The following is a 26,091-nucleotide window of genomic DNA, read 5'->3' as shown; positions in this document are numbered from 1 at the left end:
AGAAAGAGAGCATCCCCAGCATGAGCGACTCCGGCCGCGCCGACGCACTGTTAGCAGACCTGCCCCGCGATGGCCGTGGCCGGCTCAAGGTTTTTCTCGGCGCGGCGCCCGGGGTCGGCAAGACCTACGCCATGCTCCAGGCTGCCCACACGCAACTGCGCCAGGGCGTAAAGGTCCTGGCCGGCGTGGTCGAAACCCATGGCCGCGCCGAAACCGAAGCCTTGCTCGGCGGCCTGCCGCAGCAGCCGTTGGTGCGCAGCGAATACCGTGGCGTGCTGCTTGAGGAAATGGACCTCGACGGCATTCTCGCGGCCAGGCCGAAGCTTGTGCTGGTCGATGAACTGGCCCACAGCAACGCCCCCGGCAGCCGTCACGCCAAGCGCTGGCAAGACATTCAGGAACTGCTCGCCGCCGGCATCGACGTGTTCACCACGGTCAACGTCCAGCACCTGGAAAGCCTCAACGATCAGGTGCGCGGCATCACCGGCGTACAGGTGCGCGAAACCCTGCCGGACTGGGTCCTGCAGGAAGCCTTCGAGCTGCTGCTGATCGACCTGCCGCCGCGTGAATTGCTCGAGCGTCTGCGCGAAGGCAAGGTCTACGTGCCGGAACAGGCCCGCGCTGCGATCGACGCTTTTTTCACCCAGACCAACCTTACCGCCCTGCGTGAACTGGCGATGCAGACCGCCGCCGCGCAGGTCGACAACGACCTCGCCCAAGGCTATCGCCAACTCGGCCAGGCCGCGCCGGCGGTGCGTGGGCGTTTGCTGGTCGGCATCGATGGCGATGCGCAGGCCGAACGGCTGGTGCGTCACGCCAGCCGCGTCGCCCAGCGCCGGCATCTTCCGTGGAGTCTGGTGCATGTCGACAACGGCAGTGCCCGTGACGAGCAATCGCGTTTGCGTTTGCAAAGCGCCCAGCAACTGGCCGAACGCCTCGGTGGCGAAGTGGTGCTGTTGCGGGCCGGCGAAGTGGCGAAAACCCTGATTCAACACGCCGCCGAACGCCGCGCCAGTCTGTTGCTGGTCGGCCAGTCGCGGCCGCGTCTGCGCCGTCGACTGTTCGGCGGTGGCCTGGCGGCGCGCCTGCTGCGTCAGGCGCACGGTCTGGAAATCAACGTGCTCGACAGTGACCACGAGCAGCGCCAACCGCGCCCGCGCAATTCAGTCACGCTGGTGTGGTTCGACTACGCGCTGGCGCTGGTCGCGACGTTGTTGGCCACGGCCCTGGCCTGGGCGGTGTCGAGTGTGTTGCCGCTGCCGAACATCTCGCTGGTTTTTCTCGCGGCGGTGTTGCTGGTGGCGGTGCGCAGCAGCCTCGGCCCGGCGCTGGCCTGTGCGGCGCTGTCGTTTCTCACCTACGATTTTCTATTCATCCCACCGAATTTCTCCTTCAGCATTCAGCGCGAAGAAGACGTGCTGACGCTGCTGTTCTTCCTGTTGATGGCGGCGCTCACCGGCAACCTTGCGGCGCGTCAGCGGCGGCAGTTGCAGGCCTTGCGTGATACGCAGGAAGAGACCAGCGAGCTGCTCGACCTGTCGCGCAAACTCACCGCCGCGACGGATCGCCAAGCCGTGATCAGCGCTGCCGCGCAACACCTCGAAGGCTGGAGCGATGTGCAATTGTGCTTGCTCAACCGCGACGGGCAGGGCGGCTGGAAAGTCGAAACCGGCGGGCCACTGCAATTCACCGAGGCCGAACGCGCCGCCGCCGATTGGGCCTGGCAACACGATCAACCGGCGGGCAAGGGCACCGGCACCTTGCCGCTGGGGCGTTGGTGGTGGTGGCCGTTGTCGGTCGAGGACGGGCCGCTGGCGCTGCTTGGTGTTTGCGCCAAGGAAGGCCAGAGCTTGAGCGGTCAGCGCCGGCGTTTGCTCACTGCGCTGAGCCAGCCGCTGGCGCAAGCCCTGGCCCGCGCGCAATTGGCCGATGACCTCGAAGCGGCGCGTCTGCACGGCGAAACCGAACAATTGCGCAGCGCCTTGCTGGCCTCGGTGTCCCACGATTTGCGCACGCCGCTGACGGCCATGCGCGGCAGCATCGACAGCCTGTTGGCCCTTGGCGAAGCGATTCCGCTGGAGGATCGCCGCGAGCTGCTCGAAGGCACCCGCGACGAAGCCGAACGCCTCGACCGCTACATCCAGAACCTGCTCGACATGACTCGGCTCGGCCACGGCGCCTTAAAGCTGGCGCGCGACTGGGTATCGCCGGCCGATATCGTCGGCAGTTCGCTCAATCGCCTGCGCGCCGTGCTGGCGCCGCTGCAGGTCAGCACCGAAGTGCCGGCCGAGTTGCCGTTGCTCTATGTGCACGCGGCGTTGATCGAACAGGCGCTGGTTAACGTGCTGGAAAACGCCGCGCGATTTTCGCCCAGCCACGGTCGCCTGCAACTGCGCGCGGGTGCCGATGAGCAGGAGATTTTCTTTTCGGTCAGCGATGAAGGCCCGGGGATCCCTGAAGAGGACCGAGCGAAGATTTTCGACATGTTCTACACCGCCGCGCGCGGTGATCGCGGCGGGCAGGGCACGGGGTTGGGGCTGGCGATCTGTCAGGGCATGGTCGGCGCCCACGGCGGGCGTATTTCCGTGGCTGACGGCATCGACGGGCGCGGCACCTGCATCACCTTGCACCTGCCTTTGCAGGCGCAACCGGGGATGGACGGTGAAGCTTGAAGTCGACTGCGCTACTCTCTTGCCAATCTATTGTGTTGATGTGAATTCATGAGCCAGACCGCGACCATTTTGGTCATCGACGACGAACCGCAGATCCGCAAATTCCTGCGCATCAGCCTCGCTTCACAAGGCTACAAAGTACTCGAAGCCGGCACTGGCGCTGAAGGCCTGGCACAAGCCGCGCTGAGCAAACCGGACCTGGTGGTGCTCGACCTCGGCCTGCCGGACATGGACGGTCAGCAGGTCCTGCGCGAGTTGCGCGAGTGGGCGACCACGCCAGTGCTGGTGCTGTCGGTGCGTGCCAGTGAAGGGCAGAAGGTCGAAGCGCTGGATGGCGGCGCGAACGACTACGTGACCAAACCGTTCGGCATACAGGAATTTCTCGCCCGGGTTCGCGCGTTGTTGCGCCAGGCACCGGCGGGGGAGGCGCAGCCAGCGGCGCTGAGTTTCGGCCCTCTGACCGTGGATCTGGCCTATCGGCGCGTGCTGCTCGACGGCGCCGAAGTCGCCCTGACCCGCAAGGAATATGCGGTGCTCGCGCAACTGGCGCGGCATCCGGGGCGGGTGATCACCCAGCAGCAATTGCTCAAGGATATCTGGGGGCCGACGCACACCGAGGACAGTCATTATCTGCGCATCGTGGTCGGGCACCTGCGGCAGAAACTGGCGGATGACCCGACCCGGCCGCGGTTTATCGTGACTGAGGCGGGGGTGGGGTATCGGTTGTTGAGTGAAGTTGGCTGATCTGACGCCTTCGCGAGCAGGCTCGCTCCCACAGGGGAATGCATTTCAAATGTGGGAGCGAGCCTGCTCGCGAAGAGGCCATCAAATACTCCGAAAAATCCGGATCAGTTCAACCCTGCTCCTGCTCATACCGATCCAGCGTATCACTGGCAATCTCCCGCCCCAGCGCGATCAATTCCGGCGCCTTGTAGAACTCGAAAAACCGGCACACCCGCTTCGGCACGTTGATCAGGATATCCGGCGGATACCCGGCAATCTTGTACTGCGCCAGTGAGGTCTGCATCACCTCGAAACTCTGGTTGATCAGATCCAGCAGCGACGCCGGCCCGACGTTATCGATGATGAACGAGCCGGTGGCGGATTTCGGCGCGCCTTCGCGTTCCGGGGCGGAGGCCGGTTGCTGGCTTTCCGGCTCGACGCCCTCAAGCCACGGATTGATCTCCGCCGCCTCGGCGCGCAAGGCTTCCTGTTCCAGCTTCAACAATTGTTCGGCCTGTTTACGGCGGAACGGCAACTTCGAACCCATGGATTTGATCAGACTGTCGAAGCGCGAACGGAACGCCGCCGGCCGCTCGATCACCGGCAACTTGTACTGGCGCTGATTGGTGGCGTTGAGGTTGACCGCGATGATCAGATCGCAATGGCTCGACACCACCGGAACGATCGGCAACGGATTGAGAATGCCGCCGTCGACCAGCATGCGGTTGCCCTGCATCACCGGGGTAAACAGGCTGGGAATCGCCGCCGAGGCGCGCATGGCCTGATGCAGGCAGCCTTCCTGAAACCAGATTTCCTGCTGATTGGTCAGGTCGGCGGCGACGGCGGTGTAGGGAATGCGCAGGTCTTCGATGTTGATCTCGCCGACGATCTTGCGAATCTGCCCGAAGACCTTTTCGCCGCGAATCGCGCCGAGACGGAAACTCACATCGACCAGACGCAGCACGTCGAGGTAATCAAGGCTTTCGATCCAGCGCCGGTACTCATCCAGTTTGCCGGCGGCATAGATCCCGCCGACCACCGCGCCCATCGAACAACCGGCAATGCAGGCGATGTCGTAGCCGCGTCTTTCAATTTCTTCGATAACGCCGATATGGGCATAGCCCCGGGCGCCACCGGAGCCCAGTACCAGTGCGACACGCTTTTTCATCAAACTTCCTCCGGACAAGCCTGCACAATGCACGCATCGGCCAAGCGGCTCAATCGCCAAGGTCGTTGCGCGAAGCGGTGACGTCGTTTTTCGTTCGCGGCGCACGCTTGCGCGCTATGCTCTGCGCCACGTGGTTTGACCGGTCAGCGAGGCACTTTTTCACCGCTTGACCGTCTTACCTGCACGACTGTTGACCTACCTTGAGGTGTGAGTGATGAAAGCCTGGATCTGTGTACCGTTGATGGCTCTGGTTCTGGCCGGTTGCGCCGGCAAAACCGCGTACCGCGACAGCTGCGGCAGCCAACTCGACGCGGCCTGGCACGAACTGGACCTGGCCAAGGCTGAAGGCTTCGCCGGCACCGTCAGCTATTCCAAAGCGCTGTCGCTGCTGACCGCCGCCAAGACCCAGCAACAATTCGAAGGCTTCGAAGGCTGCAGCAAGAAAGCCGAGAAAGCCCGCTTCTACATTCGCGAATCCCGCGCAGGACGTTAACAGCAGCTGCAAGTTTCTAGCTGCAAGCCGCAAGCTTTGAAGCAATCACATTCAGCTTGAAGCTTGTAGCTAGAAGCTTGTAGCTGTCTACGGAGTAGACCCCATGATCGATCGCTTGGTGGCTCATGTGTTGAGCCTGGATGTGCGGCTACTGGCATGTCAGGCGCGCCTGACTGCGCGCACTGATCCCGAGGCGTTGCATGATTTGCGCACCACGGTGCGGCGCTTGCGCAGTCTGTTGCGGCCGTTGCGCGGCTTGCCGGGTGTCGAGCAACTGGAGGCGGCGGCGTCTGCGGTGGGCGAGTTGACCACACCGTGGCGTGATCGCGAAGTGCTCGCGGCGTATCTGCTCGAGCATGATCAGCCCGAGGCTGCGCAGCGGCGTCTGGCGCAAATGGCCGAAGCGTATCCGGCGCTGGCGGCGAGTGCGGAATTGGCTTCGTTGCTGATGATTCTCGACGCCTTTCCACGATTTTTGCGCGCGTCCCAGCGTCAGGGGCTGCTCAAGGATCTGGATAAACGCATCGAAAAACGCCTGGGCAAACAATGGCAGAAACTCGACGAAGCGCTGCACGATCCCGCCCATGACCGCCATCGCCTGCGCCTGCTGATCAAACGCGTGCGCTATGGTATCGAAGCCTACCCCGAACTGGATCGCTTGCCGAAACCGGCCTACAAACGCCTGAAATCCGCGCAAGGCGCACTGGGCGACTGGCACGACTGCTGGCAATGGCTGGCGCGTGCCGAGCAGGAGGCTGATCTGCAACCGTGCGTGGCCACCTGGCAGGCCGGGTTGATCAAGGCAGAGCTGAAGGCCGATCAAGTGCTGGAAAAGCTCAGCGCTACGTGTTTCAAATCCTGAAGCTTGCGCATCCCCTGTAGGAGCTGCCGAAGGCTGCGATCTTTTGATTTTGATTTGCAAACAGATCAAAAGATCGCAGCCTCGTTTCACTCGACAGCTCCTACAAGGGTTTTGCGGCGAAATCGAAAAGTGCCAAGGCCTATCTGTCAGCCCATTTGACCGGAATAGACGCTGCGCCGCCGCCCGGGGCTGGGTAAGATCCGCGCATTCCTTTCTCGTTTTCCGAGGTTGCCATGCGCTTTTGCGATCTGCTCGATGCTGTCCGCCAACAACCTGAAGTAATCATCCCCGCCGAATGGGGGCAGGGCCGTGCCAGTTTTGGCGGGCTGGTGGCCGCGCTGCAATTTGAAGCCATGCGCGCCAGGGTGCCGACGGAGCGCCCGGTGCGTTCGCTGGCGATTACCTTTGTCGGCCCGGTCGAGCCGGAAGTGCCGGTGAGTTTCGAAGTCGATGTGCTGCGTGAAGGCAAAGCCGTCAGCCAGGTGTTGGGCCGCGCCATGCAGAATGGTCAGGTGGTGACGATCATTCAGGGCAGCTTCGGTGCCTCGCGGCCCTCGGAAGTCGCTGTCGAAGCCTACCCGGCGCCGACCATGAAACACTGGGACGAATGCCAGGAGCTGCCCTACATCAAAGGCGTGACCCCTGAATTCATGCGCCATCTGGCGATGCGCTGGAGCGTCGGCGGTATTCCGTTTTCCGGCACGGCATCGCGCTTGATGGGCGGCTGGGTGCGGTTGCGTGGGGATGTCAAAGAGGAGCCGGTCAACGAGGCGCATCTGCTGGCGCTGGTGGATGCCTGGCCGCCGGCGCTGTTGCCGTATCTGAAGAAACCGGCGCCGGGTAGCACGCTGACCTGGACCATCGAATTCGTGCAGCCGTTACACGACTTGAGCACGCTGGACTGGTGCCAATACCTGGCCGATATCGAATACGCGGCCGACGGTTACGGCCATGTCGCCGCGAAGTTGTGGAGCGCGAAAGGGGAGTTGATTGCCATGAGTCGGCAGACCGTGACGATCTTCGCCTGACTCAATGCCGACGGTGGCGCTCACGCCAGGCGCGCCACCAGCCACCGCTGAGAAAGAACCGGGGGAAGGTCAGAAACTGCTCGACCAGCAAACGTGACACGGCATCTTTGCGATCACTGAACGGCTCGGAGGCCTGCGCCTCCAGGCCGTGGCCGTGGCGCTGCAGACCCAGCGCCGCGATGATACCGATCACGCCGATGGCGACGCTGGCCAGGCTCAGACTGAACACCCCCGACACGATCAACAGAAACGCCACGATGAACAGCGGCACGGCAATCAGGTGCAGGACCAGATTGGTCGGATGCTGATGATTGCCCGGGTAGGCGCGCCATTGCCACGCGGGAAGGTTGGGGTGACGTTTGCCCATGTTTGCTACTCCTCGATCCATGTTGAACTTCATGGTTGAAGAATAGGCCCGGGCGCGGAGGGCGGCGAATCAAGGTTGGCTATTGAAGTGATAGCCGTCATCGCAGGATTCGATGTAGGTGCCTCTGACGCCTTCGCGAGCAGGCTCGCTCCCACATTGATTCTATGGCGCATGTGGGAGCGAGCCTGCTCGCGAAAGCGGATTCACAATTTCAACTGGCCTATCGCCTTGTTAAGCGCCCCGGCCAGCGCCGCCAGCTCATTACTGGTCGTCGCCGAATCCACCGTCTGCTGCACGGTGTTCTCGGTCACGTCACGAATACTCACCACCGCGCGATTCATCTCCTCGGCAACCTGACTCTGCTGTTCCGCCGCCACGGCAATCTGCGTGTTGCTTTCGCGCATCTGCGCCACCGCTCCGGTGATTTCCGCCAGCGCCGCGCCAGCCTCCTGCGCCTGCTGCACGCAGTCGTCGGCTTTGTACGAACTCTCCTGCATGAAATCCACCGCATCGCGGGTGCCGGCCTGCAACGCGGCGATCATGCCGGTGATCTCGTCGGTGGAAGCCTGCACGCGCTTGGCGAGATTGCGCACTTCATCGGCGACCACGGCAAAGCCGCGACCCATCTCCCCGGCGCGGGCCGCTTCGATCGCCGCATTCAGCGCGAGCAGATTGGTCTGTTCGGCAATGCTGTGAATCACGCTGACCACGCCGTTGATCTTCTGGCTGTCCTCGGCCAGGCGTTGAATCATTTCTGCCGTCTGCTGCACGCCGTTGGACAACCCGGCAATCGATTGCTGCACCCGCGCCACCACCTGCTGACCGCTGCCGGCGAGGCCATCGGCGGTTTTCGACAGATCGCGGGTGGCGCCGGCGTGTTGCGCGATGTGATAAACGGTGGCGGTCATTTCGTTGATCGCGGTGGCAGCCTGGTCGGTTTCGCTTTGTTGGCCGAGCATGCCGTGGCGCACGTCGTTCATGCTCGAGGCCAGCCGCGCTGCACCGTCATCCAGTTGTCGCGCGGTGCTGGCAACGGTGGTCACGACGCGTTGATAACCGGCCTGCATGGCGTTGAAGGCATTGGCCATCTGCCCGACCTCGTCCTTGCCCACCAGCGGCACGCGAGCGGAGAGGTCGCCGGTTTTTTCAACGTGCAGCATCACGTCTTTCAACGTGTTGAGCTGGCTGAGCAGAAAGCGGATCAGCAGTTGCGAAGCACCGAGCATCGCCAGCATCAGGACGAAGACCGCCAGCGCATAGTTGGCGAAACGCTCGCTGAACACCTGGCTCAGGCTCGGGGCATAGGCGATGACCGCCACTTGCTCGCCGTCGGCACGGCTGAACACTTCGGCGCCGATCAACGGATTCTCGCCAAACAGCGGCATTTCATTGATGGCGTTCCAGCCGTTGCTGCCGCTGATTTCCAGTAGCGGTTGATCGTTGAGACGCGGCACTTCACCGCGCTTGAAGGTCAGCACCTGAGCGGACTTGGGCAACGGTTGCCCGAGCGGCCAGGCCTTGAGCAACTGCGCCTGCGCTTGCGCGGATGCCTGCGCGGCGTGGCTGCGGGCCTGCTGTTCGAGATGTACGGCGTACAGTACGAGCAGCAGGGTGGTGACAAAGGCGACCGCGTTGACCGCCCAGAATTTGTATTTCAGCGAGATGTTGCTAAGCCAGGCACCCATGGAGGTCTTCTCTGATAGCGGAAACAGTTTTGGCAAGGTGCCATTATTGTGCCGCTATGCAGATTCGGGAGTTTTGATATGAATCAACAGATGCCGAGATCTATTGTGGGAGCGAGCCTGCTCGCGAAAGCGCTGCGTCCTTCAGCCCATTTGTAGCTGATCCACCGCCTTCGCGAGCAGGCTCGCTCCCACAGGGGAAGTGTGCAGTCAGGTGAGAATGGGAAGATTAAAAAACGCCCGGGCACACGCGGTGGTATGTGCGGCCAGCGCTTCCTCAGTCTCGCCGCGATGCAACGCCACCTCGCGCAGCACTTCGCTCAGATACGCCGGTTCGTTGCGGCCGTTTTTCGGCTTTGGCCGCAACGTGCGTGGCAGCAGATACGGCGCGTCGCTTTCCAGCATCAGCCGTCCCGCTTTGATCTCTTTGACCAGAGGATGCAGATGCGTGCCCCGGCGTTCGTCGCAGATCCAGCCGGTGATGCCGATGTGCAGATCCAGATCGAGGTAGCTGAACAAGGCCTTTTGCTCGCCAGTGAAGCAGTGCACCACCGCCGCTGGCAGTTGATCGCGGAAGTCCTTGAGGATTTCCAGCAGGCGCTGGCTGGCATCGCGCTCGTGCAGGAACACCGGCAATTGCAGCTCGACGGCCAGCGCCAGATGTTCTTCCAGGACCTTTTCCTGCTGCGGGCGCGGGGAGAAGTCGCGGTTGAAATCCAGCCCGCATTCGCCCACCGCGACGACGCTGGATTCGTTCAACAGACTGCGCAGACGACGGGCGCTGTCAGCGTTCCAGTCGCTGGCCGAATGCGGGTGAATACCGGCGGTGGCGAACAGCCGTTGGCCACTTTCATCCAGTTGCTGGCACAGTTCCAGCGCCTGCTCGCTACCCTCGACGCTAGTGCCAGTCAGCACCAGTTGGCAGACGCCTGCGGCATAGGCGCGGTCGAGCACGGCCTGGTGTTTGTCGGCGAAACTGGGGTTGGTCAGGTTGACGCCGATATCGATGAGTTGCATGGTGCTACCTCGGGCCGAAGGCCGGAAAGCATATCAGAGCTATAGATTTATAAGAAAAGCCAAGAACTACAACGACTTATGGCTGTCTGTTGAGGCCGCGAAGGACTCCGGGGTGGCGACGATGCCATCACTGTGCCAGTCTCTCGCACTTTATCAGCGCGCAAAGCGCTCTGTTTTCGTCGGTGATGTCGTCTTTTTTGCGACGAATCGCCCCGTATTCTTTTCGGAGAGTGGATGCATCGTCCCTCGGTTCTGCTGCTGTTGTGTGCTGCGTTGCTGCTGCCGATGACGGCGGTCGCGCGCCTGCCCGGGCCGCTGCAAGCCGTGCCGGCGAGCAAGGTTCGCGACCTCTCCGAAATTCGCAGCAGCCGCGTGTTGCGGGTGTTAGTCAATCAGAGCCGCAACAGCTCCGGCGAAGTCCAGGGTCAGGCCATCGGTGTCGAGTACCACCGACTGCGCGCGTTCGAGCAATACCTCAACGGCCACGCTCGCGACGGCCAGGAAGTCACCCTCAAAATCATTCCCAAAGCCAAGGATCAATTGCTCGGCGCCTTGCAGCGCGGCGAAGGCGATATGGTCGCGCCCGGTGAATTGCTCGATCTGCCTTCTGGCTACGCGGTCGCCAGCAGTGAGCCGATTGCCAGCAACGTGCCGCTGGTGCTGGTCGGGATCAAGGGCCAACGCCGTTACACCAAGGTCGAGCAACTGTCCGGCAAGACCCTGGCCTTGCCCACCGGTAGTGCGGCGGGGGAGGTGGTCAGTCAGCTCAACCAGAAACTGGCGCTGCACAAACTCGCGCCGATCAATATCGAGTGGGTCGATCCGACGCTGGCGGTCGAAGATGTGCTGGAGATGGTCCAGGGCGGGATTTTCCACCTGACCATTGTCGAGCAACCGATTGCCGAGCGTTGGGGCAAGATCCTGCCGAAGCTGCGTCTCGATCGGCAGCTGAGCCTCGGCGAGCCGGGCGAAGAACATTGGTTCGTGCGTCGCGATGCGTCGATGTTGCGCGCGAGCATCGATCGCTTCCTCACCGGTTACAAGAGACCGTCGGACGAAGACGCGGCGTTCCTGCGCATCTATCGACGCTTGTACCAGGTGCACAACCCGCTGGCCAAAGCCGATCGCCAGCGTCTGGAAAAACTCCGTCCGACCCTGCAGAAGCACGCCGATGCGCAGAACATGGACTGGCTTAACCTGGCGGCGCTGGCGTTCAAGGAATCGCGTCTGCAGCCCAACGCTCGCAGCGGCAGCGGCCCGACCGGGCTGATGCAGATCACCCCGTCCGCCGCGCAGCGGGTCGGCGTGAGCAATATCCAGAATCTCGATGCGAATGTGCAGGCCGGCGCCAAGTACCTGGCGATGATCCGCCGCAAGTTCTTCAGCAGCCCGAAACTCAACGAGCGTGAGCGCATGGCCTTCACCCTCGCCGCTTACAACATCGGCCCCGAGCGCGTGCAGGGCATGCGCGCGGAAGCCCGCCGCCGTGGCCTCAATCCCAACCAGTGGTTCTTCCAGGTCGAGCGCATTGCCATGGAGCAGGTGGGGATGGGCGCCGTCAGCTATGTTAATAGCGTGAACAAGTATTACCTGGCATTCGACCGGGAGCGAGAGTCGCTCGAGCCCCGGCAGCAGAAAGTGGTCACACGGAAATAATCTAACAATTCGATTGTTATGGCGAAATTTTTGCGCTTTAAACATGAAATAAACTGATTAATATAGCGACCAACCCAAACACACAAACACTTCTGCACAACAAGGAATGCACCATGAGCTCTCTGATCAACAAGGTTCTGTTCACCCGCGCCGGTTACGGCCTGACTGTCCTGCGCATTGCTGTCGGCGTGATCTTCGCCGCCCACGGTTCGCAGAAACTCTTTGGTCTGTTCGGTGGTTACGGCTTGGCCGGCACCGCACAATGGATGGAAAGCATTGGCCTGACCCCGGGCTATCTGATGGCCTCGCTGGCCGGCGGTACCGAGTTCTTCGCCGGTCTGGCGCTGATCATCGGCTTGCTGGTACGCCCGGCGGCACTGGGTCTGGCGTTCCTCTCGCTGGTGGCGATCTTCTCGGTGCACATCGGCAACGGTCTGTTCATGGCCAACAACGGTTACGAGTTCGCTCTGGCTTTGTTGGCCGGCAGCATTGCGGTCCTCATCGAAGGCGCCGGCAAGCTCTCGGCGGATCGCGCCATCGCCGGTTGAAGGCTCTGGCTCAAGGCAAAGGCCCGCATTGCGCGGGCCTTTTTTGTTGCTGGCGATTCTTGACACTGATCGGTCACGTTCTCTAGGATGTTGCCCATGCGCCGATTTAAACAGCTACTTGCGGGGCGCCAGGTGACTTCTACAGTTACCGTCAGAAGCCGGAACAGGGCTTCGAAATACCGCTAAAGCGCTGGTTCGGTGTTGCCTCTCACCTGCCATGCAGACTTTTGAGGCAGAGACACGACACGATGAACGCACTACGCCCTCCAGCACGTCCCGCGCCTATCACGGCACATGTCACCCAGCGCAACCCGAAAATCCTTCTTGGCGGCAAACACCAGCCGACGCTGTTGCGTTATCTCGATGGCTGGCCACGTCGCAGCGGCGGTCCTGCCGCGTTCCTGATCCAGTTTGTCGATGACGGCGAGTCGCTGGCGCGTTTCGCTACGGACAGCTTCGATCTGGCGGTGATTCAAGCGCCGAGCGCAGAAGATGCGCCGGACATGATCAAGCAACTGACCCGCGTAGCGCGGCAGGGCCTGATCACTCGGCGCTGATCAGTCTTACGGGTATTCAATCGCAACGATGTAAACGAACTGCTCGCCGGTCGGCGTTTGCACCCGCACTTCCGCGTCGAGTGCCTTGCCGATCAACGCGCGGGCCAGCGGCGAGTCGATGCTGATCAAGCCGAGTTTGAGGTCCAGTTCATCGGGGCCGACGATGCGGTAGCGCGACTGCTTGCCGTCCTCGTCTTCGATGGTCACCCAGGCGCCGAAATAGACTTTGTTCGGGTCGCTGGGTTTTTCGCTGACCACCTTGAGCGCTTCCAGGCGTTTGGTGAGAAAACGCACGCGACTGTCGATTTCCCGCAGCATCTTCTTGCCGTAGGTGTACTCGGCGTTTTCCGAACGATCACCCTGCGCCGCCGCTTCACTCACCGCCTGGGTGACCTGCGGGCGACGCACATGCCACAACTCATGGAATTCGGCGCGCATCCGCGCTTCACCCTCGGGGGTGATCAGCGCGGTGCCGGCGGTGCGGGGAGGGCGATAACGACTCATGGCGACTTCTTGTGATTAAGACCGTTTGAGTCTATCAACCCTCGCGCAACACTGTCAGTGGGCTGGCATTCAGAGCGCGACGCGTGCCGAACACACCGGCGCCCCCAATCAGCGCGGCGCCAATCAGCGGCAGCACCAGCAGCCATGGATGCGGATGCCATGGCAGATCAAAAGCGAAGCGGTACAGCACCAGACTGACCACCTCCGAACCGATCGCCGCGAGCAGACCGCTGACCGCACCCAACAAACCGAATTCGATACGCCGCGCCTTGATCAGCAATTGCCGCTCGGCACCCAGCGCGCGTAACAGCGCACCCTGGCGGATGCGTTCATCCAGCGTCGCTTGCAGGCCGGAGAACAGCACCGCCATCCCCGCAGCCAGAACAAACAACAATACATATTCCACCGCCAGAGTGACCTGAGCGAGGATGCTACGCAGCTGTTCGAGCAACGCTTCGACCTGCAGGATGGTCACCGCCGGGAAGGTCCGCGACAACTCGACAATCTGCTGATCATGCCCCGGAGCCAGATAGAAACTGGTCAGGTAGGTCGCCGGCAGATCCTTCAGGGTGCCAGGCTGGAAGATCATGAAGAAGTTCGGCTGGAAGTTGTCCCAGTTGATCTCGCGCAGGCTGGTGACCTTCGCTTCGCGATTGACCCCGCCGACACTGAACACCATGTGATCGCCGAGTTTGAGTTTCAGGCTTTCGGCAACCTTGCCTTCCACCGAAACCCCCGGCACATCATCGGACGGCTGGCCGCTCCACCACGAGCCGGCGGTGAGCTTGTTGCCGGCCGGCAGATCCGCCGCCCAGGTCAGGCTCAGGTCACGCTGAATGGCGCGGTCACCGGCCGAGTCCTTGCTGACGATCTGTTGTACCGCTTCGCCATTGATGCTGATCAACCGACCCGGTACCACCGGATACAACGGCGCCGCTTGCGCGGACACCTTGATCAGGTGATCGGCGAAAGCCTGTTTGTCCGCCGGGAGGATATTCAGCGCGAAATAGTTCGGCGCATTTTTCGGTAGCTGGTTCTGCCAGGTGTCGAGCAATTCCCCGCGCAGCAGTGCGATCAGCGCCATCGACAACAGGATCAGACCGAACGCCAGCGACTGCCCGGCCGCCGCCAATGGATGCCGCAACAACTGGCCAAGGCCCAGACGCCAAGGCAACGAGGCGCGGGCCAGCATGCGGCGCAGGCTTTGCAGCAGCAACAACAGCAGGCCGCCCAGCACCAGCGCGGCGACTACGCCACCGCCAAGCAGGGCGAAGGTCAGCAGCAGATCCAGACTCAGACGCCACATGATCAGGCCCAGCGCACCCAACGCCGCGCCGTACACTATCCATGTGCTCGAGGGGATCGGCAGCATGTCGCGGCGCAACACCCGCAGCGGCGGCACGCGACCCAGTGCAGCCAAAGGCGGCAAGGCAAAACCGGCCAGCGCCACCAGCCCGGTGCCAATCCCGGCCATCGCCGGAAACAGGCCGCCCGGCGGTACGTCACTTGGCAGCAAATCATGCAGCAACGCGAACAGACCCAGTTGTGCCAGCCAGCCGAGCAGGGCGCCGCTTATGGCGGCAATCAGGCCGAGCACGGTCAGTTGCAGGCTGAACAGCACCATGGTTTCCCGGCGTGACAAGCCGAGGCAGCGCAGCAAGGCACTGGCGTCGAAACGGCGACTGGCGAAACGATTGGCCGACAGCGCCACGGCCACGCCAGCCAACAACACCGCGACCAGACTGGCCATGTTCAGATAGCGCTCGGCCTTGCCCAGCGCACCGCCAATCTGCCGGTTACCGTCACGGGCATCCTGGATTCGCTGGTTTGCAGCGAGGCCCGGTTTGATCAGCTCGCGATAAGTTTCCAGCGCCTGCGGTTCGCCGCGCCACAGTTCGCGATAACTCACCCGGCTGCCCGGTTGCACCACGCCGGTGGCGGCTAGGTCCTCAAGATTGATCAGCACCCGTGGCGTCAGGCTGTAGAAGTTGCCGGCGCGATCCGGCTCGTAGGTCAGCACGCGGGTCAGCTTGAGCGTCTTCATGCCGACGTCGATGCTGTCGCCTATCTTCAGATCCAGCGCGGTCAACAGACGTGCCTCGACCCAGGCTTCACCGGGTTGCGGTTCGCCGCCGACTTCTTCATTGGCAAATGGCGCGGGCGCGCTTTTCAGCTCGCCGCGCAGAGGATACGCGCGGTCGACGGCTTTGATGCTGGATAACTGAATGCCGTTGTCGGTGGCAATGACGCTGGAAAACTCCACTACTTGCGCATGATTCAGGCGCAGTTCGGTGCCGCTGCGGATTTGCTCCTCGCGGGCCGGCGAGCTGCCTTCAAGGACCAGATCGGCACCGAGAAACTCGGTAGCCCGCAGCATCATCGCGCCATTGAGGCGGGCGCCGAAATAGCCGATCGCGGTGCTCGCCGCGACGGCCACCACCAGCGCAAAGAACAACACGCGCAACTCACCGGCGCGGGCATCGCGCATGAGCTGGCGCAGGGCAAGGCTGAACAGACGCAACAGCGGCAGACGTGCCATCAAGGCTCCAGAGGGGCGACCAGCAGCCCGGCTTCAAGACGGATCAGGCGCCGGCAGCGATGGGCCAGGCGTTCGTCGTGAGTCACCAGCACCAGGGTGGTGCCGCGTTCCTTGTTCAATTCGAACAGCAAGTCGCTGATGCGCTCGCCGGTGTGGCTGTCGAGGTTGCCGGTCGGCTCGTCAGCGAACAGCACGTCCGGTTCGGCAGCGAAGGCGCGGGCGATGGCCACGCGTTGCTGTTCACCACCGGAGAGCTGGCGCGGCGAGTGGGTCAGGCGCTGGCCGAGGCCGACGCGCTGAAGCAATTGCGTGGCGCGCTCGCGGGCATCTTTGCGGCCGTCGAGTTCAAGCGGCAGCATGACGTTTTCCAGCGCATTGAGGCTGTCGAGCAACTGGAACGACTGGAAGACAAAACCGACGTGCTCGGCGCGGATTCGCGCGCGTTGGTCTTCGTCGAGATTGCTCAGGCCCTGGCCGGCGAGGGTGACTTCGCCGCTGCTCGGCAGGTCGAGGCCGGCAAGCAGGCCGAGGAGGGTGGATTTGCCGGAACCGGACGCGCCGACGATGGCCAGGCTGTCGCCCTTGTTCAGTTCCAGGCTGAGTTCGTGCAGGATAGTCAGTTCACCTTCCGCGCTAGGGACCACTTTGCTGAGGTTCTTCGCGGTGAGAATGCTTGCGCCCATGGAGAATCCGATGCGTGTATGGTTTTTGAGTGCTGGCCTGGCCTTGATGTGCATGGCCCAGAACGCAGCGGCGGGTACTGTCCTGATCGTTGGCGATAGTATCAGCGCCGGTTTCGGCCTGGATACCCGTCTAGGGTGGGTCTCGCTGCTCGAGCAGCGGCTCAAACAGGAGGGTTTCGACGATAAAGTGGTCAACGCCTCGATCAGTGGCGACACCAGTGCCGGAGGCCAGGCGCGGCTGCCGGCGCTGCTTGCAGAGCATAAGCCTGAGCTGGTAATCCTCGAGTTGGGTGGCAACGACGGCCTGCGCGGGATGCCGCCAGCGCAATTGCAACAAAATCTTGCTTCGATGATCGACAGCTCGCGGCAGAGCGGCGCGAAAGTGCTGCTGCTCGGCATGCAGTTGCCACCCAATTATGGCAAGCGCTACACCGATTCGTTCGCCGAGGTTTACGGCAAGCTCGCCGATGAGAAAAACATCCCGTTGGTGCCGTTTTTTCTCGAAGGTGTCGGTGGTCATCCGGACCTGATGCAAGCCGACGGTCTACACCCGGCGGCGGGGGCTCAGGGCAAGTTGCTGGAAAATGTCTGGCCGACGCTAAAACCGCTGTTATGAGGCTTTTCTAGAGGCAGGCTTTCGGCTAATGTGGCGCCCCCTAATTTGGAGCCCCCGATGCCGCGTCCTGCCTGGTCCCTGTTTGCCTACCAACTGATCGAGCCTGACGAGCAGCTGGATCTGTTCGCCTGCCAGGAAGTGCGGGTGCATCTGGTGACGCGTCAGCTGGAACTCGGTGGCTCGGCTGATCGCACGCTGTGCGGCACTCTGCTGCCGGCGCAACCGCGCTGGTCGAATGTTGATCGCCGGGTGTTCCAGGATCAGCGTCTGTGCTCGCTGTGCCGGGCGATTCTCGAATCGCAGAAGCGCGGTACGTCGCCGATCTGGCCCGAGCTTCGATTCGAACTTTAAGATCAAAAGATCGCAGCCTCGTTGCACTCGTCAGCTCCTACAGGGAATGCGTTGCAAATGTAGGAGCTGACGAGTGCAACGAGGCTGCGATCTTTCAGGCCGCGACACGGTCTATCGGCGTGTCTCCCGAATCCCCAAGCCGCGGTGTACAATCGCGCCCTTATACCCTTGATGATCATGCGAAGGATTTTCCGGATGTTGCCGCGCTTTCCTGCCGTCACCCGCTGCCTGTCACTTGCCGCCCTGTGTGTGGCCGGTCCCGTTGCTGCATTGGAGCTTCCCCTGCCACCACCCGGCGAAGACATCGTCGGTCAGGTGCAGGTGATCAAAGCCAAGTACGAAGACACCTTCGCCGACCTGGGCACCACCTACGATCTGGGCTATTCGGAAATGGTTGCGGCCAACCCGGGCATCGATGCCTGGCTGCCGGGGGCCGGTACCGAGATCGTCCTGCCGACGCGCTTCATCCTGCCGCCTGGCCCGCGTGAAGGCATCGTCATCAACCTCGCCGAATACCGTCTCTATTACTATCCGAAAGGCCGCGACGTGGTGTACACCTTCCCGCTGGGTATCGGCCGTGAAGGCTGGGGCTCGCCGATCGCGCACACCTCGATCATCGCCAAGACACCGAACCCGACGTGGACGCCTCCGGCTTCGATCAAGGCCGAGCACGCCGCTGACGGTGATCCGCTGCCCAATGTGGTGCCGGCCGGTCCTGATAACCCGCTAGGCCCGTTCAAGTTCACCCTCGGCACGCCGGGCTATCTGATCCATGGTTCGAACAAGAAGTTCGGCATCGGCATGCGTACCAGCCACGGCTGCTTCCGCATGTTCAACAACAACGTGCTGGAAATGGCCGGCATGGTCCCGGTCGGCACCTCGGTACGCATCATCAACGACCCGTACAAGTTCGGTCGCAGTGGCGGCAAGGTCTATCTGGAAGCGCACACGCCGCTCGACGACAAGGGCAACCCGTCGGTGGTCGACAAGCACACGGCGGTAATCAACGCGATGCTCAAGCGTGAAGACATCACCAGCAACCTGCGCATGAACTGGGATGTGGTGCGTGATGTGGTTGCGGCCGAAGACGGCCTGCCGGTAGAGATCGCCGTGCCGAATACCTCGGCGCCAATGGTGAGCAGTGCACCGATCGACCTGCAGCAATAAGCGCTGATTGAAAACCCGCCGATGCGAGCAGCGTCGGCGGGTTTTTTATTGCCCGGAGAAAAGCACCGGGTACAAAAAAGCCGACCCGGAAAACCGGATCGGCTCGATAACAATCCCGAGGGATTATTACTTGCGGCTAGCTTTTTCCAGCATGCGCAGAGCACGCTCGTTAGCTTCGTCAGCAGTCTGTTGTGCTTTTTGAGCAGCAGCCAGAGCTTCATCAGCTTTACGGTAAGCTTCGTCTGCACGAGCCTGGGAGCGAGCAGCTGCGTCTTCAGTAGCGGTCAGACGTGCTTCGGTTTCTTTCGATGCGCTGCTGCAACCGGTAGCCAGAACTGCGGCCAGAGCCAGAGCAGAGAATTTCAGAACGTTGTTCATCGTGTTCCCCTTCAAGGACTTTCAAATTAAGTGGCTGTCTCCTCACGATTGAGGAAATAGCCGGCGTACATACTACCCATTACTTGTAGTAAGTAAACTGACGTAGCGCAAGAAGCAAAAAAAATTGTAGGCGTTGATTCTTTTTCGAGCAACTTTTAACTGCGCTGTATAAAAAATATCCAGCTGCAAGCCCCGGCGTGAGCGACTCAAACGGGAAAAGTTCCCGCGCTCGCGCGCTGTTTTTGCGACTTCGGCTAAAGTCTTTCTAAATGAATTCGTCCACACTTTTGTTCAGGTTCTGCGAAGCGCTTCGCGTATCTTTGTTGATGTACAGGTGACTTTAAAAAAGGTCGCACGTCTTAAGTCTCAACATTCCGGCAATGTTCAGGCAAACGGCACGCAAAGATTGTCTTGCGGCCGAACCTGCGACCATCGATGCCAATGCACGCAAACCATCCGATGACGAGCGTACCTTGAGCATTTTCGCCAATGGTGCCTACTATTCAGCAGGTGTCAGATTGCGCGAGATCGGTGTGGCTCTTCTCAGTGTCCATCAGGCACGGGGTGGCGTAGATGTTCCTTCGCCGGAAAAACATCGGTAAGGTAGGGGTCACAATTCAAGACCCGCGAGGAGTAGTGATGAGCGAGGCGTTGTCCATCCACCATGACCAGGCTGGTCATCAATTCGAGACCACTGTGGACGGTCATCGTGCTTACCTGACCTACATGGATCTGGGCAAGCAGACCCTGGATATCTACCGCACCTTCGTGCCCAATGCCCTGCGCGGCCGTGGCATTGCCGCAGCGCTGACCGAACGCGCGCTGCAATACGCCGAAGAAATGGGCTACACGGTGATCCCGTCATGCTCCTACGTCGAGCGCTACATGGAACGCCATCAGCGCCGCGCCGCGAAGATCTGAATCGCACACACAAAAACGCCGGACAATGTCCGGCGTTTTTTTATGCCCGTAAAACGCAGCTTACGTGCGCTGACGCTTCGGCAATACGTCCTTGAGCTTGGCGTGCATGCTGCGCAAGGTGTTTTCGGTAGCAGACCAATCGATGCAGGCATCGGTGATCGACACGCCGTATTGCAGGTCGGCGAGGTCTTTCGGGATTGCCTGGCAGCCCCAGTTCAAATGGCTCTCAACCATCAGACCGATGATCGACTGGTTGCCTTCGAGGATCTGGTTGGCGACGTTTTCCATCACCAGCGGTTGCAGGGCCGGGTCCTTGTTGGAGTTGGCGTGGCTGCAATCGACCATGATGTTCGGCTTGATCTTCGCCTTGTTCAGCGCCTGCTCGCACAGGGCCACGCTGACCGAATCATAGTTCGGCTTGCCATTACCGCCGCGCAGCACCACGTGACCGTAGGCGTTGCCTTTGGTGGTGACGATCGACACGCCACCTTCCTGGTTGATGCCGAGGAAACGGTGCGGGCTGGACACCGACTGCAAGGCGTTGATCGCCACGGTCAGGCCGCCGTCGGTGCCGTTCTTGAAGCCGACCGCCGAGGACAGGCCGGAAGCCATTTCGCGGTGAGTCTGCGATTCGGTGGTACGCGCGCCGATGGCCGACCAGCTGATCAGATCCTGCAGATACTGCGGGGAGATCGGGTCGAGGGCTTCGGTCGCGGTCGGCAGGCCTTTCTCGGCCAGGTCGAGCAGCAACTGACGACCGATGTGCAGGCCGTCCTGGATCTTGAACGAGTCGTCCAGATACGGATCGTTGATCAGACCTTTCCAGCCGACGGTGGTACGCGGCTTCTCGAAATACACACGCATGACCAGATACAGGGTGTCGGAGACTTCCTCGGCGAGCACCTTGAGGCGATCGGCGTATTCGTGGGCAGCCTTGATGTCGTGAATCGAGCACGGGCCGATCACGACGAACAGACGGTGGTCGGTGCCATCGAGAATGTTGCGAATGACTTCGCGGCCCTTGGTGACGGTGCGCAGGGCGGCGTCGCTCAGGGGGATATCACGCTTGAGCTGATCGGGAGTGATCAGGGTCTCGTTAGAGGCGACGTTTAGGTCGTTGATCGGTAAATCAGCCATCGTTTACTCGTCAGGTCACGGGTGCCGGCCGCCAGCGATCCCCGCGCGGCGGAGCACAGCAGATTTAGCGCGTCGGGGGAGCCGAACCTTAGCGCGTCAGAGGCGGCTCGACAATGGGCAAACCGTGCTTTAGTCCAGCGCTGGCTGCGCAAAAGCCTTGCGCAGGTTGTCGTGGGAGAACTCTTCGGCGTGCTCCTCGACCCACTGCAGGGCCAGCGCCTGACTATCCTGCAGATCGTCGTGGCTGTCCTGCATGCGCGAATAGCGTTCGATCTGACACACCTGCTCACCCATTCGCGCGCTGAACAGGGTCTGTTCGTCAGTGAAGGCGATGCCCACCAGATAGCCTTTTTTACGGCGCAGACACCAGGCCACATAGCCCGGATAACAGAAGTCGGCATTCAGCGTCGGCATGCGCACTTGCAGCGCAGTGCCGTGGCGCCAGGCGCGGTGGTAATTGCAAGCGATGCCGCCGAGGCTGATAGTGTGCAGCTGTTGTCTGGAAATGCATTCAGGCTTGAGTAACGTCAATTCAACCGGCACTTCGTCCGGATGAGGAATGAAACGTCCCATGAGCACAGACTCCCTGTGTCGGCCATCTGACATTGTTTCCCCCAGTATAGTGGTCGAATCCGAGCTGACCGACTTCGACGCCGACCAGCGGCTGCTGGCGATGCGCGGCGTTTCTCTGGTGATCTTCACCAGCGTCGGCTGCACCAGTTGTCGTTATGCCCGCGAGGTGTTGCCGGGCATGCCACTGGCGATCGATCGGCTGTGCTGGATCGACGCCGGCAACAACGGCGGCCTGGTCGAGCGTTATCAGGTGTTTCATTTGCCGGCGCTGTTTGTGGTGCGCGACGGCGAGTTCTTTGGCGCAGTGCACACACGTCTGACGGTTGATCAACTCAACCAGGCGGTGGCGCAATCGCTGAGTCGAATTGCAGAGGAGTTGCCATGAGCGAGACAGTCAGCAAGCCGGTGGTGGGGATTATCGGCACCGGTGCAATCGGCGGGTTCTACGGGGTGATGCTGGCGCGTGCCGGTTTCGACGTGCACTTTTTGTTGCGCAGCGAATTCTCGGCGGTGGCTGAGCGCGGTTTGCAGATCAACAGTGCGGTGCACGGGCCATTGACGCTGAATCCGGCCAATGCCTATTCCGCTGCCGAAGACATGCCGCCCTGTGACTGGCTGCTGGTCGGCACCAAGACCACCAGCAACGCCGGTCTGGCCCCGGCGATCATTCAGGCCGCCAAGCCTGACGCCAAGGTGCTGTTGCTGCAGAACGGTCTGGATGTCGAAGACAGCCTGCGGCCACTGTTGCCGGATTCACTGCATCTGCTCGGTGGTCTGTGCCTGATCTGCGTGCACCGCGAAGGGCCGGGGCAGATTACCCATCAGGCCCTTGGCGCGGTGAATGTCGGTTATCACAGCGGCTCGGCCATTGATGAAGTAGCGCGCATGGCGATCGTCGAAGAGGGAGCCGGACTGTTCCGTGCCGCCGGCATCGACTCGCAGGCGATGGCCAACCTGCATCAGGCGCGCTGGCAGAAACTGGTGTGGAATATTCCCTATAACGGACTTTCGGTGTTGCTCGGCGCGGGAACCGAAGCGCTGATGGCTGATGCTGACAGCCGCCTGTCGATTCAGGCGTTGATGGCCGAAGTGGTGCAGGGCGCCCGGGCCTGTGGATACGAGATCCCGCCCGGCTATGCCGAGTACCTGTTCACCATGACCGAGAAAATGCCCGATTACTGGCCGAGCATGTACCACGACTTTGCACACAAACGCCCGCTGGAGCTGGAGGCGATTTACGCCCGGCCACTGGCGGCGGCGAAAGCGGCGGGCTGCGAGTTGCCGCGCATCGAGGCGCTGTATCGCCATTTGGGTTTTATCGACCGACGCAATACCTGAGTCGGTTGTTCTGGGGGAAGGCATGGCCAATAACATCGATGACAAACTGGTGCTGGCGATTTCCTCGCGCGCCTTGTTCGACCTGAGCGAAAGCCACAAGGTCTACCTGTCGAGCGGCGTCGAAGCCTATCGGCAATATCAGATCGAGCACGAGGACGAAATCCTCGCGCCGGGCGATGCGTTCCCGCTGGTGGAAAAACTCCTGAGCCTGAACAGCCGCCTCGGCCGCGCGCGGGTCGAGGTGATTCTGGTTTCCCGTAACAGCGCCGACACCGGGCTGCGCGTGTTCAATTCGATTCATCATTACGGCTTGGCGATTTCTCGTGCGGCGTTCGTCGGTGGGCGCAGTCCGTACCCTTATCTGAAAGCGTTTGGCTGCGACCTGTTTCTCTCGACCCACGCTGAAGACGTGCGTGCCGCGCTGGACGCCGGGTTCGCCGCCGCCACGATTCTGTCCGGTGGCGCCAGCCGCGCGGCCAGCGATGAATTGCGTATCGCCTTCGACGGTGACGCGGTGATCTTCTCGGACGAGTCCGAGCGCGTTTATCAGTCCGGCGGCCTGGAAGCGTTTCAGGCCAAGGAACGCGAATCGGCACGCGAGCCTTTGCGCGGTGGGCCGTTCAAGGGCTTTCTGGCAGCGCTCAATCTGTTGCAGCGCGAGTTTCCCGATGACGATTGCCCGATCCGCACGGCGCTGGTGACCGCGCGTTCGGCGCCGGCCCATGAGCGGGTGATTCGCACCTTGCGGGAATGGGATATCCGTCTCGATGAGTCGCTGTTTCTCGGTGGCCTGACCAAATCGGCGTTCCTCGAAGCCTTCGCCGCTGACGTGTTCTTCGATGACCAGACCGGTCATTGCGAGCTGGCTCGCGAAGTGGTCGCCACCGGCCACGTGCCCCATGGCGTCAGCAACGAACAGTCGATCTAGAGCCTTTTCATTCAGGACGTTGCGTCGCACGTCGTACTCGCCAAGGCACTGCTAAGCTGAATCAATCTCCGCCATCGTTGGCTCGCGAGGAGGTCCCATGATTCGCTCAATGCTGTATGCCACCGACCTCGGTCTGTACGCACCGTTCGTGATGCAGCATGCCCTGGCCTTGGCGCGCACCTTCAATGCCGATCTTTATGTAGTACACGCGGTGGAACCCATGGGCCTGTTTGCCGAGTCGGTGCTGCAAAGCTATCTCGACGAACAGGCATTGAACGAATTCCATAGTCAGGGTCTGAAAACAGTCATCGCCAATATCGAACAACGGGTGCTCGACAGCTTTCGTGAAGAACTGGGGGACGACGGCGAACAGGATCTGCAGCGCATTCGCGCGGTGCGCGTGCTCCAGGGTGATCCGTCGCAGGTGATTCTCGACCAGGTGCACAAGCTCTCGGTCGATCTGCTGATCGTCGGCAGTCACAGCCATGGCGTCGGCGCGGAAACGCCGTTGGGGCGCACGGCGGCGCGGGTCCTGCAGCTGGCCAAGGTGCCGGTCTATCTGGTGCCGCTGATGGAGCGCCGGCGGCGGGAGGATCGTTGAAGCAGGAATAATGGCGTTTTGATAAAAAAGTTCTAGATTTATTCTTCGAACCATTAATATAGTTATATACCGTCGCTGATGCCCGTGGCGTCTACCTGCTTTGAGGGATTGATATGAAGCTTCAACAACTGCGCTACATCTGGGAAGTGGCGCACCACGACCTCAACGTTTCCGCTACCGCTCAAAGCCTGTACACCTCGCAACCGGGCATCAGTAAGCAGATCCGCCTGCTGGAAGACGAGCTGGGCGTCGAAGTCTTCGCCCGCAGTGGCAAGCACCTGACTCGCGTCACCCCGGCCGGCGAGCGCATCATCACCACCGCCGGCGAGATTCTGCGCAAAGTCGAAAGCATCAAGCAGATTGCCCAGGAATTCTCCAACGAGAAAAAGGGCACGCTATCGATCGCCACCACCCACACCCAGGCGCGTTATGCGCTGCCGCCGGTGATCAGCAATTTCATCAAGCAATATCCCGACGTGGCCCTGCACATGCATCAGGGGTCGCCGATGCAGATCGCCGAAATGGCCGCTGACGGCACCGTCGATTTCGCCATTGCCACTGAAGCGCTGGAGCTGTTCGGTGATCTGGTGATGATGCCGTGCTACCGCTGGAACCGCTGCGTGGTCGTACCCCATGGCCATCCGCTGACCAAGCTGCCGAAGCTGACCCTCGAAGCGCTGGCCGAATATCCGATTGTTACTTACGTGTTCGGTTTCACCGGCCGTTCCAAGCTCGACGAAGCCTTCAGCCATCGTGGCCTGACGCCAAAAGTGGTGTTCACCGCTGCTGACGCCGACGTGATCAAAACCTACGTGCGTCTGGGGCTGGGCGTGGGCATCGTGGCTAAAATGGCCGTCGATACCAAACTCGATAACGACCTGGTGGTGCTGGATGCCAGCGAGCTGTTCGAGTCGAGCATCACCAAGATCGGTTTCCGTCGTGGCACTTTCCTGCGTGGCTTCATGTGCGACTTCATCGAGAAATTCGCTCCGCACCTGACCCGCGAAGTCATGGCCAAGGCCATTCAGTGCCACAACAAGCAAGAGCTGGAAGAACTGTTCGATGGCGTCGAACTGCCCGTTCACTAAGCACCCGCTTCAGAGCACCTCGGTGACAGCAAATTGTTGCCGGGTGCCCGCCACCAGAATCTCCACCTCATCGCCCGCGAACTTGCCCAGCAGACTTTTGCCCAGCGGCGAGTGTGGGGTGATGACGGTGATCGGCTGACCCACCACGTCGACTTTCAACCCCGCCGCATCCGGCGCCAGAAACAGCCATTGCTCGCGACCCTTTTCGTCCTCCAGGCCGAGCAGGGCGCCGACTTCAATGCCGCGATTTTCATCGTAGGCACGCAACGTCAGGTTCTGACATAGCGCCAGTGACTGGCGGATTTCCTCAACCCGCTTCGCCTGACCCGCCGCCAGATACGACGCCTCCAGCCCCAGCGTGTCGTACTTGTTTTCGGCGATGTTTTCTTCGTGGGTCGCGGTTTCGTAAGCGGTTTGCGCGGCGCGTTCGGCGATGTCGAGGTCGATGCGCAGCTTGTCGAGAATCAACTGGTGGACGCTGTGTTTGTTCATGA

28 protein-coding genes are annotated in these 26,091 nt (G+C 61.4%); 17 read left to right on the top strand and 11 right to left on the bottom strand.

Features of this window, described 5'->3' with window-relative positions:
- Positions 1-20 precede the first annotated feature (20 nt).
- Together J2Y39_RS11040 and J2Y39_RS11035 are read left to right on the top strand one after the other, a co-directional pair.
- Positions 21-2,672 carry a sensor histidine kinase KdpD gene (locus J2Y39_RS11040; RefSeq protein ID WP_310217534.1) on the top strand — a complete coding sequence of 884 codons (2,652 nt, stop codon included), beginning with the start codon at positions 21-23 and terminating at the stop codon, positions 2,670-2,672.
- A 48-nt stretch (positions 2,673-2,720) separates the two neighbouring features.
- Positions 2,721-3,416, top strand: coding sequence for a response regulator (locus J2Y39_RS11035; RefSeq protein ID WP_236168452.1), 696 nt, complete (start codon positions 2,721-2,723; stop codon positions 3,414-3,416).
- 109 nt (positions 3,417-3,525) lie between these two features.
- Here J2Y39_RS11035 and J2Y39_RS11030 read toward each other — a convergent pair whose 3' ends face one another.
- A complete protein-coding gene (locus tag J2Y39_RS11030) occupies positions 3,526-4,563 on the bottom strand; it encodes a patatin-like phospholipase family protein (RefSeq protein ID WP_110601565.1) in 1,038 nt (345 codons plus the stop codon).
- Positions 4,564-4,777: 214 nt separating this feature from the next.
- Here J2Y39_RS11030 and J2Y39_RS11025 point away from each other — a divergent pair, with 214 nt between their 5' ends.
- From J2Y39_RS11025 to J2Y39_RS11015, 3 genes are all read left to right on the top strand, one after another.
- Complete coding sequence (locus J2Y39_RS11025) at positions 4,778-5,056, top strand: hypothetical protein (protein ID WP_016770894.1); 279 nt, start codon at positions 4,778-4,780, stop codon at positions 5,054-5,056.
- A 103-nt stretch (positions 5,057-5,159) separates the two neighbouring features.
- Positions 5,160-5,918, top strand: coding sequence for a CHAD domain-containing protein (locus tag J2Y39_RS11020; protein WP_310217523.1), 759 nt, complete (start codon positions 5,160-5,162; stop codon positions 5,916-5,918).
- 233 nt (positions 5,919-6,151) lie between these two features.
- Positions 6,152-6,946 carry an acyl-CoA thioesterase II gene (locus J2Y39_RS11015; protein WP_041478384.1) on the top strand — a complete coding sequence of 265 codons (795 nt, stop codon included), beginning with the start codon at positions 6,152-6,154 and terminating at the stop codon, positions 6,944-6,946.
- A gap of 1 nt (position 6,947) precedes the next feature.
- On the opposite strand, the gene J2Y39_RS11010 is transcribed toward J2Y39_RS11015, so the two are convergent.
- The 3 genes from J2Y39_RS11010 to J2Y39_RS11000 all read right to left on the bottom strand — a co-directional run bounded on the left by J2Y39_RS11010 (position 6,948) and on the right by J2Y39_RS11000 (position 10,012).
- Positions 6,948-7,313 (bottom strand): Mpo1-like protein, encoded by a 366-nt coding sequence (locus J2Y39_RS11010; RefSeq protein ID WP_016770891.1) that lies wholly within the window; start codon positions 7,311-7,313, stop codon positions 6,948-6,950.
- 203 nt (positions 7,314-7,516) lie between these two features.
- Complete coding sequence (locus J2Y39_RS11005; protein ID WP_150637744.1) at positions 7,517-8,998, bottom strand: methyl-accepting chemotaxis protein; 1,482 nt, start codon at positions 8,996-8,998, stop codon at positions 7,517-7,519.
- A 207-nt stretch (positions 8,999-9,205) separates the two neighbouring features.
- Complete coding sequence (locus J2Y39_RS11000) at positions 9,206-10,012, bottom strand: TatD family hydrolase (protein ID WP_310217515.1); 807 nt, start codon at positions 10,010-10,012, stop codon at positions 9,206-9,208.
- 234 nt (positions 10,013-10,246) lie between these two features.
- On the opposite strand from J2Y39_RS11000, the gene J2Y39_RS10995 reads away from it, so the two are divergent.
- From J2Y39_RS10995 to J2Y39_RS10985, 3 genes are all read left to right on the top strand, one after another.
- Positions 10,247-11,668 (top strand): transglycosylase SLT domain-containing protein, encoded by a 1,422-nt coding sequence (locus J2Y39_RS10995; protein ID WP_122507529.1) that lies wholly within the window; start codon positions 10,247-10,249, stop codon positions 11,666-11,668.
- Between the two features lie 113 nt (positions 11,669-11,781).
- Entirely contained in the window at positions 11,782-12,216 is a 435-nt protein-coding gene (locus J2Y39_RS10990; protein ID WP_039759946.1) for a DoxX family protein, read from the top strand.
- 248 nt (positions 12,217-12,464) lie between these two features.
- Entirely contained in the window at positions 12,465-12,773 is a 309-nt protein-coding gene (locus J2Y39_RS10985; RefSeq protein ID WP_095182213.1) for a hypothetical protein, read from the top strand.
- 6 nt (positions 12,774-12,779) lie between these two features.
- On the opposite strand, the gene greB is transcribed toward J2Y39_RS10985, so the two are convergent.
- The 3 genes from greB to J2Y39_RS10970 are packed head-to-tail and all read right to left on the bottom strand — an operon-like array spanning position 12,780 to position 16,499.
- Positions 12,780-13,277: a transcription elongation factor GreB gene (greB, locus tag J2Y39_RS10980; RefSeq protein ID WP_016770885.1), complete on the bottom strand. Its 498-nt coding sequence runs from the start codon at positions 13,275-13,277 to the stop codon at positions 12,780-12,782.
- Positions 13,278-13,311: 34 nt separating this feature from the next.
- The gene (locus J2Y39_RS10975) at positions 13,312-15,816 is read right to left on the bottom strand and encodes an ABC transporter permease (RefSeq protein WP_310217510.1); all 2,505 of its coding nucleotides are present in this window, start codon (positions 15,814-15,816) and stop codon (positions 13,312-13,314) included.
- A complete protein-coding gene (locus tag J2Y39_RS10970) occupies positions 15,816-16,499 on the bottom strand; it encodes an ABC transporter ATP-binding protein (RefSeq protein WP_016770883.1) in 684 nt (227 codons plus the stop codon). Before J2Y39_RS10970 ends, J2Y39_RS10975 begins: the two co-directional genes overlap by 1 nt.
- Positions 16,500-16,509: 10 nt before the next feature.
- Between J2Y39_RS10970 and J2Y39_RS10965 the strand changes: the two genes are divergently transcribed.
- The 3 genes from J2Y39_RS10965 (at position 16,510) to J2Y39_RS10955 (ending at position 18,633) form a co-directional block, all read left to right on the top strand.
- Positions 16,510-17,115 (top strand): arylesterase, encoded by a 606-nt coding sequence (locus J2Y39_RS10965; protein ID WP_310217507.1) that lies wholly within the window; start codon positions 16,510-16,512, stop codon positions 17,113-17,115.
- A gap of 57 nt (positions 17,116-17,172) precedes the next feature.
- On the top strand, positions 17,173-17,466 hold the full coding sequence (locus J2Y39_RS10960; protein ID WP_016770881.1) for a hypothetical protein: 294 nt from the start codon (positions 17,173-17,175) through the stop codon (positions 17,464-17,466).
- 195 nt (positions 17,467-17,661) lie between these two features.
- A complete protein-coding gene (locus J2Y39_RS10955; protein ID WP_024013783.1) occupies positions 17,662-18,633 on the top strand; it encodes a L,D-transpeptidase family protein in 972 nt (323 codons plus the stop codon).
- Positions 18,634-18,759: 126 nt separating this feature from the next.
- On the opposite strand, the gene oprI is transcribed toward J2Y39_RS10955, so the two are convergent.
- Positions 18,760-19,011 (bottom strand): outer membrane lipoprotei OprI, encoded by a 252-nt coding sequence (oprI, locus tag J2Y39_RS10950; RefSeq protein ID WP_003183784.1) that lies wholly within the window; start codon positions 19,009-19,011, stop codon positions 18,760-18,762.
- Between the two features lie 639 nt (positions 19,012-19,650).
- On the opposite strand from oprI, the gene J2Y39_RS10945 reads away from it, so the two are divergent.
- On the top strand, positions 19,651-19,932 hold the full coding sequence (locus J2Y39_RS10945) for a GNAT family N-acetyltransferase (protein ID WP_016770879.1): 282 nt from the start codon (positions 19,651-19,653) through the stop codon (positions 19,930-19,932).
- Between the two features lie 60 nt (positions 19,933-19,992).
- Here J2Y39_RS10945 and J2Y39_RS10940 read toward each other — a convergent pair whose 3' ends face one another.
- Both J2Y39_RS10940 and J2Y39_RS10935 read right to left on the bottom strand, forming a co-directional pair.
- Complete coding sequence (locus J2Y39_RS10940; protein ID WP_016770878.1) at positions 19,993-21,069, bottom strand: 3-deoxy-7-phosphoheptulonate synthase; 1,077 nt, start codon at positions 21,067-21,069, stop codon at positions 19,993-19,995.
- Between the two features lie 129 nt (positions 21,070-21,198).
- On the bottom strand, positions 21,199-21,642 hold the full coding sequence (locus J2Y39_RS10935; RefSeq protein WP_024013780.1) for a PilZ domain-containing protein: 444 nt from the start codon (positions 21,640-21,642) through the stop codon (positions 21,199-21,201).
- Here J2Y39_RS10935 and J2Y39_RS10930 point away from each other — a divergent pair.
- From J2Y39_RS10930 to cysB, 5 genes are all read left to right on the top strand, one after another.
- Positions 21,641-22,027 (top strand): thioredoxin family protein, encoded by a 387-nt coding sequence (locus J2Y39_RS10930; protein WP_310217500.1) that lies wholly within the window; start codon positions 21,641-21,643, stop codon positions 22,025-22,027. The two genes, J2Y39_RS10935 and J2Y39_RS10930, sit on opposite strands and share 2 nt — an antisense overlap.
- Entirely contained in the window at positions 22,024-22,980 is a 957-nt protein-coding gene (locus J2Y39_RS10925; protein WP_122601967.1) for a putative 2-dehydropantoate 2-reductase, read from the top strand. Before J2Y39_RS10930 ends, J2Y39_RS10925 begins: the two co-directional genes overlap by 4 nt.
- 22 nt (positions 22,981-23,002) lie before the next feature.
- Positions 23,003-23,908, top strand: a complete 906-nt coding sequence (locus tag J2Y39_RS10920) for a 5'-nucleotidase (RefSeq protein ID WP_310217495.1) — start codon at positions 23,003-23,005, stop codon at positions 23,906-23,908.
- 97 nt (positions 23,909-24,005) lie between these two features.
- Positions 24,006-24,509: a universal stress protein gene (locus J2Y39_RS10915; protein WP_016770874.1), complete on the top strand. Its 504-nt coding sequence runs from the start codon at positions 24,006-24,008 to the stop codon at positions 24,507-24,509.
- A 113-nt stretch (positions 24,510-24,622) separates the two neighbouring features.
- On the top strand, positions 24,623-25,597 hold the full coding sequence (gene cysB / locus J2Y39_RS10910) for an HTH-type transcriptional regulator CysB (protein WP_016770873.1): 975 nt from the start codon (positions 24,623-24,625) through the stop codon (positions 25,595-25,597).
- A gap of 9 nt (positions 25,598-25,606) precedes the next feature.
- Here the strand turns inward: cysB and J2Y39_RS10905 are convergent, their stop codons facing one another.
- The gene (locus J2Y39_RS10905; RefSeq protein ID WP_310217492.1) at positions 25,607-26,089 is read right to left on the bottom strand and encodes a transcription elongation factor GreAB; all 483 of its coding nucleotides are present in this window, start codon (positions 26,087-26,089) and stop codon (positions 25,607-25,609) included.
- Positions 26,090-26,091 lie beyond the last annotated feature (2 nt).

This window comes from Pseudomonas sp. 2957 (genome assembly GCF_031456345.1).
Lineage (GTDB): Bacteria > Pseudomonadota > Gammaproteobacteria > Pseudomonadales > Pseudomonadaceae > Aquipseudomonas > Aquipseudomonas siliginis.
This window is presented reverse-complemented; position numbering and strand designations above follow the sequence as displayed.